The sequence below is a fragment of the Aquimarina sp. MMG015 genome (assembly GCF_018100855.1).
Classification (GTDB): domain Bacteria; phylum Bacteroidota; class Bacteroidia; order Flavobacteriales; family Flavobacteriaceae; genus Aquimarina; species Aquimarina latercula.
The window spans coordinates 95121-110280 of the sequence record NZ_JAGJEB010000002.1 but is presented as its reverse complement, the minus strand read 5'-3'; the positions used below and the strand labels follow the sequence as shown (position 1 = coordinate 110280).

Annotated in this window: 15 protein-coding genes; 8 read left to right on the top strand and 7 right to left on the bottom strand. The window is 32.4% G+C overall.

The annotated features are described in order from the left end of the window. Nucleotides 1-56 precede the first annotated feature (56 nt). From tsaE to J8L88_RS03775, 4 genes are all read left to right on the top strand, one after another. Nucleotides 57-464: a tRNA (adenosine(37)-N6)-threonylcarbamoyltransferase complex ATPase subunit type 1 TsaE gene (gene tsaE / locus J8L88_RS03790; protein ID WP_211059994.1), complete on the top strand. Its 408-nt coding sequence runs from the start codon at nt 57-59 to the stop codon at nt 462-464. Between the two features lie 376 nt (nt 465-840). Further along, complete coding sequence (locus J8L88_RS03785; RefSeq protein ID WP_108804581.1) at nt 841-1374, top strand: hypothetical protein; 534 nt, start codon at nt 841-843, stop codon at nt 1372-1374. A gap of 154 nt (nt 1375-1528) precedes the next feature. Next, nucleotides 1529-2728, top strand: a complete 1200-nt coding sequence (locus tag J8L88_RS03780; RefSeq protein ID WP_027391660.1) for an alanine dehydrogenase — start codon at nt 1529-1531, stop codon at nt 2726-2728. A gap of 76 nt (nt 2729-2804) precedes the next feature. Continuing rightward, nucleotides 2805-3203, top strand: coding sequence for a hypothetical protein (locus J8L88_RS03775; protein ID WP_245591177.1), 399 nt, complete (start codon nt 2805-2807; stop codon nt 3201-3203). A gap of 154 nt (nt 3204-3357) precedes the next feature. On the opposite strand, the gene J8L88_RS03770 is transcribed toward J8L88_RS03775, so the two are convergent. Beyond that, on the bottom strand, nt 3358-3648 hold the full coding sequence (locus J8L88_RS03770; RefSeq protein WP_211059993.1) for a DUF1272 domain-containing protein: 291 nt from the start codon (nt 3646-3648) through the stop codon (nt 3358-3360). A gap of 22 nt (nt 3649-3670) precedes the next feature. Then, a complete protein-coding gene (locus J8L88_RS03765) occupies nt 3671-4330 on the bottom strand; it encodes a pyridoxamine 5'-phosphate oxidase family protein (protein ID WP_211059992.1) in 660 nt (219 codons plus the stop codon). Nucleotides 4331-4403: 73 nt separating this feature from the next. Between J8L88_RS03765 and J8L88_RS03760 the strand changes: the two genes are divergently transcribed. Further along, entirely contained in the window at nt 4404-5900 is a 1497-nt protein-coding gene (locus tag J8L88_RS03760; RefSeq protein ID WP_211059991.1) for a PLP-dependent aminotransferase family protein, read from the top strand. Here J8L88_RS03760 and J8L88_RS03755 read toward each other — a convergent pair. The 3 genes from J8L88_RS03755 to J8L88_RS03745 all read right to left on the bottom strand — a co-directional run bounded on the left by J8L88_RS03755 (nt 5890) and on the right by J8L88_RS03745 (nt 8100). Beyond that, nucleotides 5890-6462 carry a pentapeptide repeat-containing protein gene (locus tag J8L88_RS03755; RefSeq protein WP_211059990.1) on the bottom strand — a complete coding sequence of 191 codons (573 nt, stop codon included), beginning with the start codon at nt 6460-6462 and terminating at the stop codon, nt 5890-5892. The genes J8L88_RS03760 and J8L88_RS03755 overlap by 11 nt on opposite strands. A gap of 76 nt (nt 6463-6538) precedes the next feature. Continuing rightward, complete coding sequence (locus tag J8L88_RS03750; protein WP_211059989.1) at nt 6539-6919, bottom strand: VOC family protein; 381 nt, start codon at nt 6917-6919, stop codon at nt 6539-6541. Nucleotides 6920-6924: 5 nt separating this feature from the next. Beyond that, on the bottom strand, nt 6925-8100 hold the full coding sequence (locus J8L88_RS03745; RefSeq protein WP_211059988.1) for a proline dehydrogenase family protein: 1176 nt from the start codon (nt 8098-8100) through the stop codon (nt 6925-6927). A 166-nt stretch (nt 8101-8266) separates the two neighbouring features. Between J8L88_RS03745 and aroB the strand changes: the two genes are divergently transcribed. Both aroB and J8L88_RS03735 read left to right on the top strand, forming a co-directional pair. Further along, nucleotides 8267-9337 carry a 3-dehydroquinate synthase gene (aroB, locus tag J8L88_RS03740; protein ID WP_027391668.1) on the top strand — a complete coding sequence of 357 codons (1071 nt, stop codon included), beginning with the start codon at nt 8267-8269 and terminating at the stop codon, nt 9335-9337. Nucleotides 9338-9384: 47 nt separating this feature from the next. Beyond that, nucleotides 9385-10101, top strand: a complete 717-nt coding sequence (locus J8L88_RS03735) for a hypothetical protein (RefSeq protein ID WP_147404203.1) — start codon at nt 9385-9387, stop codon at nt 10099-10101. A 45-nt stretch (nt 10102-10146) separates the two neighbouring features. On the opposite strand, the gene J8L88_RS03730 is transcribed toward J8L88_RS03735, so the two are convergent. Beyond that, complete coding sequence (locus tag J8L88_RS03730; protein ID WP_211059987.1) at nt 10147-11589, bottom strand: DASS family sodium-coupled anion symporter; 1443 nt, start codon at nt 11587-11589, stop codon at nt 10147-10149. Beyond that, entirely contained in the window at nt 11590-12114 is a 525-nt protein-coding gene (locus J8L88_RS03725) for a hypothetical protein (RefSeq protein ID WP_118386021.1), read from the bottom strand. A gap of 152 nt (nt 12115-12266) precedes the next feature. Between J8L88_RS03725 and uvrA the strand changes: the two genes are divergently transcribed. Further along, a complete protein-coding gene (gene uvrA, locus J8L88_RS03720; protein ID WP_027391672.1) occupies nt 12267-15098 on the top strand; it encodes an excinuclease ABC subunit UvrA in 2832 nt (943 codons plus the stop codon). Nucleotides 15099-15160: the final 62 nt, after the last annotated feature.

Below are 15160 nucleotides of genomic sequence, written 5' to 3'. Positions count from 1 at the left end.
TATAATAGTACATACGCTTTATTAACTTTGACAACTCATTCTAAAAACAAACTGTAGTGAAGATAACGTATACCCTAGACGAACTTTCGCAAACTGCACAACACATTATTACCAACTCTAAACACAAAACAATCCTATTTGACGCGGAAATGGGAGTTGGCAAAACAACTTTAATAAAAGAGATCTGCAAACAATTAGGTGTACGTGACAATATCTCTAGTCCCACCTACTCTTTAGTAAACGAATACAAAGGTGGTGAAGAAAACACCATTTATCATTTTGATTTTTACAGAATACAAGAAGAAGAAGAAGCTTATGATATCGGTTTTGAAGAATACCTAGACACCAATGCTTGGATATTTATTGAATGGCCAGAAAAAATATCAAATTTATTACCAGAAAATAGTGTTAAAATTAAAATCAAACTATTAGACGATGGTAAAAGAGTACTTTCATTAGGGTAAAAAGATGTTAAAAAAGTCATTTTAATAAACTTTAACAGAGTTACGCTTTTTCTTACAGCTAGAATAACCTATTTTTATTGTTGTTTTTTACTAGTACTTAATCGATAAAAATATGTTTTTTAACAGGAATCACGTAAGAACAATACTTTTTTGCAGTAACAAAATAGCCTTCTTACAGCTTGCAAAACTACAATTTTTTTAAATTGAGCTACCGATAGATTTTCATCTAAGTTTGGGACCATAACTAATTTAAACCCTATAAAGATGAAAATCACAACAACCATTATTTTTAGTTTTTTATTTTCCCTAACAACCTACATATTCTCCGATGTAGATAATAACAACCAGACAAAACTCAATACCTCAACCACACAAAATGACAACACCCAACAAGGAAAAAACATCCCCAAATCAATGTCAACACACATCAAACCAAAAATTAAAAAGCCTGCGAACGGGTAGTATAATAGCAGTTTTAATAGCTTTTATACCTTTCTTGTTTTATTTCACAGATATTTTCCCAGATGGTGCCATCTGGGAAAATTCTTTCTTCACTTATCAAAGCAAATACTACGAAAGCGTAAGCACTTTTATATGGGTAGCTTTAAGTAAATTAATTCCTCTTACACTCTTTATAATATGGTTTTTCACCTGTAAGCATTGGTGGAGTAAAATAATTCTAATACCAATTGGGTTATATTTTTTTCAGCTTATATCGATCCTAAATGAAGACTCTGAAATAGTTGATAATCAGGAGATTTATTATTCAATCCCCTTCGTTGTTGTAATAATCTCTATTGTTTATACGATTCGCGTCAAAATATTTGACAAAATCCATAATATTGATTTATCTGAGTTAGATGAAATTAATAAATCGAATAAAAAATCTTGGTGGAATCGATTTCGCTAGTTGTGAAACATTCATAATTTACGTGTATTTAAATATACAAGGGGTTTATTTATGTAATTCTGCATTACTTATATAAACCTTTGCAAATACGGTAATACTAAATTTGGATGCTATCCTTTTTTATTCGTAATTTGAGATAAAGAATATCACACAGATGAGCAAACCAACCTCTCCTTTTACCAAAGAACAGCTTCTACCTCAAGAAGAAATGATTGAAGTCGCTCGAAAAAAAGGAAAACTTTTTATAGGTATACCTAAAGAAACTAGTTATCAGGAGAAGCGAGTATGTTTAACTCCCGATGCCGTTGCTGCGTTAACAGCTCATGGTCATCGAGTATTATTGGAAACTAATGCTGGTTTAGGAGCAAGCTTTACTGATCGTGAATACAGTGAAGCAGGTGCAGAGATCACAAATGATACTAAAAAAGTTTTTGGTTGCCCTATTATTCTCAAAGTGGAACCACCATCAATAGAAGAATTAGCGCATATCAACCCACAAACAGTTTTAATTTCTGCGTTACAATTAAAAACTCAATCCAAGATATATTTCCAAGAATTGGCAAAAAAGAGGATTACTGCTTTGGGATTCGAATTTATTAGAGATGCGGATGGAGCTTATCCAGCCGTGCGAGCATTAAGTGAAATTGCAGGTACTGCTGGAGTTTTAATAGCCTCAGAATTAATGAGTAGCGCAACACAAGGCTCTGGTTTAATGATGGGTAATATCAGTGGCGTACCACCGGTAGAAGTGGTTATTATTGGCGCAGGCACAGTAGGTGAATTTGCTGCACGTTCTGCCATAGGATTAGGAGCTAATGTGAAAGTTTTTGACAACTCAATTACTAAACTTAGATGCATCCAAACTAACATAGGGCGACCATTATACACCTCAACAATACAACCTAAAAATCTATTAAAAGCCCTGAGACGCTGTGATGTAGTTATTGGAGCTGTTAGAGGAAAAAACAGATCACCAATTATTGTATCAGAAACTATGGTAGAGCGTATGAAAAATGGTGCTGTAATCATAGATGTTAGTATCGATATGGGTGGTTGTTTTGAAACCAGTGAGGTAACCTCTCATGATCATCCGACTTTTGAGAAACATGGTGTAGTGCACTATTGTGTTCCTAATATCCCATCACGATATGCAAAAACTTCATCTTTATCTATTAGTAACATCTTTACTCCTTACCTATTACAAATTGGAGATGAAGGTGGCATAGAGAATGCAGTTCGTTTTGATCGAGGTTTAAAAAGTGGATTATATTTTTATCATGGAATTCTAACCAGTAAATCCATAGCTGATTGGTTCGATCTTTCTTATCGTGATATCAATTTATTAATACTTTAATTTTAAATAATTAGAAAACTTTACTTGAGATTCTTTGCTATATAGAAAGTTTATAAATGCAAAACTTTCCTTACTTTTGAGCATTGATTTTAGAACACCTATGAAACTAGCGCATCGACTGGGATTTTACTTTTTTGGATTTATTATAGGATTATTTTTACTTCTATTTTTCTTAGGAGGAAAAAATGCATCTTGCGATTACTCTCCAAATGCTCGAGTATTAAAAAATATTAGAATTAAAGAGCGTGTATTTTCCAAAAATATTTTAAGTTCTATGCAAATCCATAACATAGACACTGCAGACATATCATCTATATTAACTACAGGAAATGTGGATTTTGGAAAAAGCAACACTAAATTAGATTCATGTAACACCTATTTTATAAAAGGACTGGTTAAAGAAAAAAATATTGGATTACATATAACAAATTGTGATTCTATTGCTAGAATGAATGCTTTAGAGATTTTAAAATAATTAGAGTTTCTTACTCTTCATCCAAAAACCAAAATCTTCTTTACCAATGCTAAATTTATTGCCTTAAGCTTAAGTGTTGTTCTTTCCATTATTGGGGTTTTTCTAGAACAAAAAACTAGAGAAAAAAGAAAATCTAAATCCTAATAAACCTTCTCTATCGCTCTCTTGGGTTAGTATCTCTAAACCTTTCTAGTAATTTCTTAAATTTTTCAAGTTTTATTGGTTTATAAATCACTTTGGTACTTAATGGATATTTTTCTAACAACTGAGTAGGCCTAGATGGTCTTTTAGTAAAACCTCCTCCACAATTTGGACAAACATTAAACAAAACAGTATCCACACAATCTTTACAAAAAGTACATTCAAAAGTACAGATCATTGCCTCTTTACTATCATTAAGTAATAATACATTACAGTTTTCGCAAGTGGGTCTAATTTCTAACATACTAATTAGATTTGATTTTATATTAACTATTGACATTCACATATTGCAATACTGCATCAGGGGTTTTAATTTCAGGTATTAAATCGGGTTCCGAAATAGGCTCATATGCAACTTGTTTTATAGGTACAACTCCAGCCCAAATTGGTAAATTATGATCTTCTTTTTCATCCAAGACGCCTTCTGCCCTTACCTTAGCTGAGGCAGTATCTATTTTAATAGCCATTACTAATGTAGCATTAAATTCTTTAGTATTCGGTTTTCTTATATTATTCCAGTGTCCCGGAACCATATGATTTAAAATACATTCTAAAGCACTCATCTTCTCTTTAGTATTTTCTACTTTGCGTACATTTCCAAAAACAGTCACTGATCGATAATTCGCAGAATGATGAAAAGCAGATCTTGCCAAAACCAAACCATCAAGATGAGTTACTGAAATACTTGCTTTACCTTCTTCCAACAAATTAACGATCATTCTATTTTTTAACGAACCATGGATATAGATTGTGTCTCCTTCTCTACCATACGCTGTAGGTATCACTATTGCTTGATTGTTCCAAACATATCCTACATGACATAAAAAAGTATCATCCAAAATTTTATTAATTTCTGTCTTATCGTAGGTAGCTCTTTTTGCCCCTCTAATTACTTTATTAAGAGGAGTAACTTTATATTCTGACATTACTTGTTTTTTTTTTGATTTAAATCAAAATTAGTAGTTTTATGGTATGTTAAATTAATCCAGTTTATATAATATGAGTAGTCCGGTTATATTTCCATTTAAGAGCAACATCGATTTAGATAAAAATTCAAATCGACACCTCTACTTACAATTATGTGATCAATTGATTGGATTTATCAAATCCGGAAAACTAGCTCCTTCTACAAAGCTACCTGGATCACGTAAATTATCGGAAGATTTAAAAATACATCGCAAAACTGTAATCGCAGCCTATGATGAACTAATATCACAAGGCTGGATAGAAAGTATTCCGGCAAAAGGGACGTTTGTTAATCACAATTTACCAATTATAAACCCGAAAAAACTTGCTAATTCTAATAAACCTGTCTCATCGAAAAACATATCGGGGTTTGATTTTAAAAAACGTAAAAACTTATTTATAAAAGGAATAGAAACCATACAAGCTTCTCTTAAAGTAGATGAAGGAGTTCCTGATCACCGATTGGCGCCTATAGAAGATATTGCAAGAAACTATAGAAACATTACAAATAAAAAACATTACCAAGAATTATTAACCTATGGTGATACACATGGTAATTTCGATCTACGCAAAGCACTAGTATCATATCTAAATAAAACGAGAGGGTTAAAAATAACTACGGATAACATTCTCATAACAAGAGGAAGTCAAATGGGAATTTACCTTGCAAGTGAATTACTGCTTGATGATCAGAAAATTATTGTCACAGGGAACACCAATTATATGACAGCCGATAATACATTTATAGAAGCTAATGGTATTATCAAGCAAGTTTCTGTAGATCAACATGGTATTAATACTATGGAAATTGAAAAAATATGTAAAAAAAACAAGATTAGTGCTGTTTATGTTACATCTCATCACCACCATCCTACAACTGTAACTTTATCTGCAGAAAGACGTATGCATTTACTTAATCTAGCACAAGAGAATAATTTTGCAATTATAGAGGATGACTATGACTATGATTTTCATTATCGCAATGCACCTATTCTACCATTGGCGAGTAATGATACCAAAGGGAATGTGATTTATATTGGAGGGTTTACAAAAATTATTGCTCCTGCTTTACGAATTGGTTATTTTATTGCTGCTAAAGATGTTATAGATGAGGCAGCAAGATTAAGGCGTATTATCGATAGACAAGGCGACACTTTATTAGAACAAACATTAGCAAGAATGATCATCAATGGAGATGTCCAAAGACATAGTAATAAAGTTCGAAAGATTTATAAAGAACGAAGAGACCTATTCTGCGGTTTATTAAGAGAGAAGCTTGTTGATTTTTTTGATTTTGAAACTCCAAATGGAGGAATGGCAGTTTGGGTTAGATTAAAACAACCTTATAATTGGGATGTAGTAATGGCAGAAGCTTTAAAATTAAATGTAGCTTTTAATCCCGAATGGAGGCGTTATGACAACAACAACCTAGGACATAATGGAATACGAATAGGGTTTGCAGCTTTAAACAAAGAAGAAATTATTACTGTTATAAATACATTAGAAACCGTTATGAAATCTATTCGATAATTAGATCAAACTGCTTTAACAACCCTTTCATATTATCTTTAGAAAACGTAGCTTTCTTTAACCTATTCTTTGTAGGATCTATATCAAAATTAATTGCTGTTCTAAAATCCACTTTTTCTGCATTTGTTTGATCAAAAATAGCAGTAGACAAATCACAATTATTAAAGACAGAACCAGTAATTGTAGCTTCTGTAAAGTCAACACCTATCAGCTTAGATTTAGCAAATAAGATATTCTTTAATTCAAAACCATAAAAAGAAGCATAATCTAACACACAAGCTTTAAACTCTACCGAAAACATAAATGCATTACAACTACTGAAATTTGCTCCTAAAAGTTTACAATTTTCAAAAACACACGCATCTCTAAAAGAAGCCTGTTTCATCATAACTTTGGTAAAATTACAATCTATAAATGTACACTCTAAAAATAGTACAACGGATAAATTTGCCTCTGTAAAATCGCAATTAACAAATGAACAATTATCATATTCTGCGCCTGGTATTTTTTGATTAGAAAAATCGTGATTAGTAAATGTTTGATCTAGTATTATGTTATTCATATATGTGATTGTTAGAAGCTATTTTAATCAATAATTCTCAGTACAATTTATATAACAAATTTGTCTAGTATCGTTACTAACTATTTATTTTCCAAGGAGGGTTTTTCCTATTATCACCAGCAAAATATAAAATAATATTATTCCCATCGGGATCTTTAAGTCTTGCTTCTCTCCATAACCAACTTTGATCTGTTGGTAATAGATCGAACTCTATTCCTATAGATCTTAGCGTATCCACCTCTTTATCTAGTTGTTCCGTTTCAAAATAAACGTAAACACCTTCTCCCTCTGGCAATTTTTCAACTTCATGAATAGAAAAAGTAGCTTCTCCTTCTTTACACTCGAATCTAGCATAATGTGGTAATGCTTTTACAATTAGCACTAAACCTAATTTCTCATAAAAAGAAATAGATTTTTTCACATTTTTAGATGGAACAGTAACTTGATTCAGATTCATAGTTATTATAACTTTCTTCTTTTTCTTTCCTTAGATAACAAATCTAACTCTCTAGTTGTTTGACCAGCAACCGAAGTATTTTCTTCTGCTCTTCTTATAAGATAAGGCATAACATCCTTTACAGGACCGAACGGTAAATATTTAGCAACATTATACCCTTCTGAAGCCAAATTAAAACTAATATGATCACTCATACCATACAACTGTCCTAACCAAACTCTAGGATCATTTTTTACTATTTTTTGTTTTCTCATCAATTCAATAGCCTGATAACAACTTATTTCATTGTGAGTACCTATGAACACAGAAATATCATTTAAGTTTTCCAATATATATTCTAAAGTAGTATTAAAATTAAGGTCTGTAGCCTCTTTACTTTCGCATATTGGAGTTGGGTATCCTTTTTCTGAAGCGCGATCATTTTCTTTTTCCATATAAGCTCCACGAACAATCTTCATTCCGATCTTAAATCCGTATACATTCGCCTCTTCATGCAACCTTTTTAAATAAGCCAATCGATCATGTCTATACAACTGCAATGTATTATATACTATCGCCTTTTCTTTATTGTACTTACGCATCATTTTGGCCACTAACTCATCCGCAGCATCTTGCATCCAACTTTCTTCTCCATCAATTAACAGCGGAACATCACATTCATATGCTTTTTTGCATACCTGATCAAAACGTTCTTCTATCCTTTTCCATTCTTGTTCTTCTTCTTTAGTTAATGGAGTACCTTCTGTTTTCTTTTGCCATATTAGAAATCTACCAAAACCAGTAGGTTTAAACACCGCAAAAGGAATTGCTTCTTTTTGATCTACAAAATCAAGAATTTTTAATATCTTCTTAAGCACATGATCAAACTGCTCTTCTTCTTCTTTACCTTCAACAGAATAATCTAACACGGAAGAAACTCTTCCTTTGGCATACATTTTTTCAACAACTGGCAAACAATCTTCTTCATCCACTCCACCACAAAAATGATCAAAAACCGTTGCTCTAATTAATCCTTTAACGGGTAAATGGGCTTTCAACGCAAAATTGGTTACCGCAGTACCAATACGAACAAGAGGTTCATTAGCAATCATTTTAAAAAGAAAATATGCTCTTTCCAGTTCCGAATCACTTTTTAAAGCAAAAGCAGTTTCGGTATTATCAAACAAAGTATGTTCCTTCATTAAGTCTAAATTTTAAATATTCTTAACAATCAACCTAAATTCATTAAAATAACCATAGTATTATTAACTACTAGCTATTTGTTTTAAGATATCTGCAAATATAGAACTTGGAAGTTTATTTTATTACAAATTCTACTTAATTTCACAGCCTGTTAAAACACCTTTTATGAAGCCCATAGTTTCTAAAGATTCTATCGTATATTTTAACGATGAATGCTACACTGCCCTTAATGCTTATTTAGAAAAAGCAAACCATTCTAAAATTTTCATTCTTGTTGATAGTAATACCTATCAAAACTGTTATGCTCATTTTATGAGTAAGATTGAAAAAGAATATGAAGTAGAAGTTTTAGAAATTGAACCAGGAGAAATCAACAAAAACATCGATACATGTACTAGCATATGGAATGTACTTGCAGAATATGGAGCTGACAGAAAAAGTTTATTAATTAATTTAGGTGGTGGTGTAGTTACCGATCTTGGAGGATTTATCGCTTGCACCTATAAACGAGGTATTAGTTATATTAATGTACCTACTTCTTTATTAGCCATGGTGGATGCCTCTGTTGGAGGAAAAACAGGTGTGGATCTTGGGAATCTTAAAAATATGGTGGGAGTCATTAGCGAATCCGAAATGGTTCTTGTGGATACTGAATTTTTAGGAACTCTGCCTGTTAATCAAATGTGTAGCGGTTTTGCAGAAATGCTAAAACACGGATTAATACAAGACAGAGCATATTGGGATAAAATGAGCGACCTCTCTAAGTTAACCACAGATGATTTAGATCAATTAATCTACGACTCTGTAATTATCAAAAATAAGATTGTTTTTGAAGACCCTACTGAACAGAATATCAGAAAATATTTGAATTTTGGTCATACACTTGGTCATGCGATCGAATCTTTTTACTTAACACATCCAGAAAAACCTGAATTATTACATGGAGAAGCGATCGCCATTGGTATGATTTTGGAAGGTTTTATATCCGCAGCACTGCTATCTGTTACAGAATTAGAACTTATACAAATTACTCAAGTGATCCTAGCTACATTCCCCAAAGTTGATATTGACCCCAAAGATTATCCAACTATTATGGAACTACTGGTTCATGACAAAAAGAATGAAAAAGGGAATATTTATTTTGTTTTATTAAATACAATTGGTGACGCAAAATATAACTGTATTGTTTCTGATGATTTAATAATTGATGCTTTTGAATACTATGCTTCATTATAATTTCGGTTTGATTTAATATCTTTAAAACTGAATAAAATCTTACTATCTTGAAAAAACGTCTTTTTAAACTTTTAAAAATATTTTTCACCAGTTTATTGGTAATTGTAATATTTCTAATTGCTATTCTATATTTCTCTTTACATCAAAAAATGCCCAATGGTATCGCAGGAGAAGAAGCTGATAACTTTGCTTTACAAATGCAGAAAGCAGTAAACCACGATAAATTCATTAATACGGACTATATTCAGTGGTCTTTTAGAGACAAAAATCATTATATCTGGAATAAAAAATCTGGAAAGGTCGAAGTAAAATGGGATACTTATCGAGCAAACCTTGATCTACAAAATTCTGAAAACAGTTCTATTACTGAGAATGGAAACTTGATTGATTCTCCAAAGAAAGATAAGTTATTAAACAAAGCACTAGCTTATTTTAATAATGATTCTTTTTGGGTGGTAGCCCCTCACAAACTTTTTGATAATGGAGTGACTCGAAAATTAGTTGATTTAGAAAATGGTAGTAAAGGCTTATTAGTTACTTATGATTCGGGCGGCACTACACCTGGAGATTCTTATCTATGGAAAGTAGATGAAAACTATATACCAACTACCTATCAAATGTGGGTTTCATTAATTCCTATTGGAGGTATCGAAGCTAGTTGGGAGAACTGGAAAACCACGGAAAGCGGAGCCTATTTAGCACAATATCACAAGGCATTAGGTGTTGGAATTCCAATAAGTAATTTGAGAGCTTGGAATGAGTAAACAAGTATTATTCAGTACTCTTTACTTTGTACTTGATTCCATATCTCAAAACAATAGAGACACGTAAAATTTAAACAATAAGACTAATAATATTACTGATATGATATTTAGAATTAGTCCCGCTTTTACCATTTCAGATACTTTTACAAAACCACTAGCAAATACAATAGCATTTGGTGGTGTTGCCATAGGTAACATAAATGCACAACTTGCTGCCATTGTTACAGGAATTAATAAATGAAGCATTGGTATATCTAACCCTAAAGCAATTCCAGCTACTACAGGAACAAAAATCGCTACCAAAGCTACATTACTCATTAATTCTGTCATAAAGAGCATAAAAACGATCAGTAATAGTGTAACAACCAATAAGCTCAATCCTTTATTGGCTGCAATCATATTCGCTACTAGCTCTATCAAACCCGCATGAGATAGACCACTTGCTAATGCTAATCCTCCACCAAATAAAATTAGAATCCCCCAAGGAAGTTTTTGTGTATCTTTCCAAATCAAAGTAAATTCTCCTTTACTCAATCGAAACGGTATTACAAATAGTGCAAATGCCCCCATCATACTAATACCAGTATCAGATAACCTTAGATCAGGAAAAAAGCCATTAATCGTAGTCCTGGAAATCCATAAAAAAATGACTGCAGAGAAAATAGTAAGCACTCTACGTTCCGTACGCTTTATTTTACCTAGCTTCTTTAGTTCTTGGTTGATAACATCTTTGGATGCTGTAAAACCTGTAATCTTATTAGGATAAATCCATTTCACAATGACAAAATAGATAATACCAATCATCAATACAGAAAAAGGAAGTGCCAGTAACATCCAGTTAAGAAATGAGATCTCTATCTGATATTCATTTTCTAAAAAACCTACTAATACAGAATTTGGAGGTGTTCCAATAATAGTCGCTACTCCACCAACATTGGCAGAAAAAGCAATCCCTAACATAATGCTCAGTGCAAAGTTTCTGTCATTTTTAGTAAAACCATCCTTATCATCTACTAACAATTGAATTACGGATAACGCAATTGGTAACATAACTACTGTACAAGCCGTATTACTAATCCACATACTCATAAAAGCTGTAGCAATCATAAATCCAAGAATCACCCGATCCGGACTAGTTCCTGTAATTTTAATAATTGATAACGCAATTCTTTTGTGAAGATTTACTTTTTCTAATGCCAACGCCATCACAAAACCACCAAAAAACAAGAATACTATTGGGCTACCATAACTTTGTGAAACCGTTTTAAGGTCCAAAACTCCCACTAATGGAAATAATATTAAAGGAATCAAAGCCGTAACCGATATAGAAACTGCCTCCGTTATCCACCAAACAATCATCCAAACCGCTACCGAAATTACCTTGTCGGCAATTTCTGAAACGATAACAATAGGAAGATTGATCAATAGCAAAAATAATATCGGCCCAGCTATTAATCCAATCTTTTTGATGAGTGGATATGGTGTCATTTATTTTTTGCTACTTCCTGTGAATTGTTGGGACTTATTATTGAACAGTACATTAAACGTAGTTAAACTGCCATACATACGGGTAATATATTGCTGTAAGTCAACCTTATCCTGATCATCTATCGCTTTAGAGCTATTAATCTTTTGTTCCATTACCCGGATACGATCTCGAACCATTACAATTTTATGAAAGAAAGTATCAATAGGAATTTCTTTAGAAGCTAAATTAGAATCACCTGGTTCCAAAATTAATTTTCCGCCTTTCCATTTATCAGCGATTGGAACTATTTCTGAGATATCGCTATAACGTTTTAACAACTCTCTAAATGTTTTTTCTACTTCATAGAAACTAATAGTATCAACTTCATCCTCTACTCCATCGATTATTTCAAAATCTTCATCAACATCAATAGTTTCTAATCCATTTTCTATAAAAGTTACCCAATACATTTTTGCAGTAACATTAGTAACTACACCCAATCCATAGGTTGGATGCTTTATTCTAGAGCCAATTCCTAATATCATTAATCTATGTTTTTAAGCTAAAATAAAAAAGTATGACGGTTTTATACACTGATTTATAAAAAATTATAACAGCTATTTAACAATTGTAAAAGCCAGCCTCATTTTACTAACACATTACAAATAACTACATTTGCAATCTTGGTTAAAAATTTATGGCAGTTTCAGAGGAAAATATTGAAGTTTTAGGTGCAAGAGTTCATAATCTAAAAAATATTGATGTAACCATACCCCGTGAAAAACTTGTTGTTATAACAGGGTTATCCGGATCAGGTAAGTCATCATTGGCTTTTGATACAATATATGCTGAAGGACAACGCAGGTATATTGAAACTTTTTCTGCATATGCCAGACAATTTTTAGGGAGTTTAGAACGACCTGATGTGGATAAAATTGATGGCCTCTCTCCTGTTATTGCTATTGAACAAAAAACCACAAGTAAGAGTCCGAGAAGTACAGTAGGAACAATTACAGAAATTTATGATTTCCTAAGACTATTGTTTGCACGTGGAAGTGATGCCTATAGCTATAATACCGGCGAGAAAATGGTAAGCTATAGTGATGAGCAAATCAAGGATCTTATTCTCAAAGATTTTAATGGAAAGAGAATAAATATTCTCGCTCCTATTATACGATCTAGAAAAGGACATTACCGAGAACTTTTTGAGCAAATTGCCAAACAAGGTTTTGTTAAAGTAAGAACTGATGGTGAGATCAAAGATATCACCAAAGGCATGAAATTAGATCGATATAAAAATCACGATATTGAAATTGTTATTGATCGTCTTGCAGTTAGTGATGATAAAGACAACTCTAAACGGCTGATGGAAACCATTAATACTGCTATGTATCATGGTGATGATGTCTTAATGGTAATTGAACAAGAATCCCAAGAGGCACGTTTCTTTAGCAGAAATTTAATGTGCCCTTCTAGTGGAATCTCCTATCCTAACCCTGAACCAAATAACTTTTCATTTAACTCTCCAAAAGGAGCATGTCCTAAATGTAACGGTATTGGAAATCTGTACGAGGTAAACGTAAAAAAAATTATCCCTGATGATTCTAAATCAATTAAAAATGGAGGTTTAGTTCCGCAAGGACCTCAAAAAAATAATTGGATTTTTAAGCAACTTGAATTAATTGCCCAGCGTTTTGACTTCAAATTAAGCGACCCGATAAAGAATATTCCAGCAGAGGCCATGGAAATTATTCTTTATGGAGGAAAAGAAAAATTCACTGTAGATAGTAAAACACTTGGTGTTAAAAGAGAATACAAGATTGATTTTGAAGGAATTGCTACATTTATAGACAATACTTACACTAATAATGATTCGACCTCTTTACGCAGATGGGCAAAAGATTTTATGGATAATATCCAATGTCCAGAATGTAATGGTTCTAGATTAAGAAAAGAATCTTTATACTTTAAGGTTGGTGAGAAAAATATTGCTGATTTGGCTAATATGGATATAAGTGAATTGGCTGATTGGTTTAAAAAATTACCAGAACGACTAAGTGAGAAGCAGAAACAAATTTCTGGCGAAATTTTAAAAGAAATCAATGCTAGAATACAATTTTTAATTGATGTCGGATTAACCTATCTATCCTTAAATAGAAGTAGTAAATCACTTTCTGGTGGAGAAGCACAACGCATTAGGTTAGCAACACAAATAGGATCTCAATTAGTTGGAGTGTTATACATTTTAGATGAACCAAGTATTGGACTGCATCAGCGCGACAATGAGAAATTAATTAACTCCTTGGTTCAACTACGAGATATTGGTAATTCGGTTATTGTTGTAGAACATGATAAAGATATGATTGAGCGTGCCGATCATGTAATTGATATTGGACCTAGAGCAGGAAAACACGGAGGAGAAATTATTAGTGAAGGTACTCCAGAAAATCTCCTAAATCACAAAACTCTTACCGCTGATTATTTAAGTGGTAAAAAAGAAATTAAAGTTCCTGAAAAAAGAAGAAAAGGAAACGGTAAGAAAATTTCTTTAACTGGAGCAACTGGTAATAATCTAAAAAATGTCTCTATAGATATTCCTTTAGGAAAGATGGTTGCTGTCACAGGAGTTTCTGGTAGTGGTAAGTCTACACTTATCAATGAAACGTTATACCCTATTCTTAATGCATATTATTTTAATGGGGTTAAGAAACCAATGCCTTATAAAAAGATAAAAGGATTAGAAAATGCAGATAAAGTAATTGATATTAATCAATCTCCAATTGGTCGAACACCAAGATCTAATCCCGCTACATATACTGGAGTGTTTTCGGAGATTAGAAATTTATTCTCTAAAACACCTGAAGCAATGATACGAGGATATAAACCTGGGCGTTTTAGCTTTAATGTAGCTGGAGGTCGATGCGAAACTTGCAAAGGTGGAGGTTTACGAGTTATAGAAATGAATTTCTTACCAGATGTATATGTCGAATGTGAAACCTGTCAAGGTAAAAGATTTAATAGAGAAACACTTGAAATACGATATAAGGGAAAATCCATCTCAGATGTGTTGGAAATGACAATCAATGAAGCTTGTGAGTTTTTTGAACATATTCCGAAAATTTTCCGAAAGCTTAAAACTATTAGAAGTGTAGGTTTAGGATACATTACTCTTGGGCAGCAATCTACTACGTTATCTGGTGGAGAAGCACAGCGAATAAAATTAGCCACGGAATTATCGAAAAGAGATACGGGAAATACTTTTTATATATTAGACGAACCAACAACAGGACTTCATTTTGAGGACATTAGAGTACTAATGGACGTATTAAATGAATTAGTTGACAAAGGAAATACCGTATTAATTATTGAACATAACCTAGATGTAGTTAAAATGGCTGATTACATTATAGACATAGGATATGAAGGTGGAAAAAATGGTGGCGAGGTAGTCGCAAAAGGTACTCCTGAACAAATTATTAAAAACAAGAAGAGTTATACTGCAAAGTACTTAGAAAAAGAATTGCAGTAAATAATTTCTTAAATTTTGAAAATAAATAAACAAATAATAACAACTTGTTAAACAAATATCAG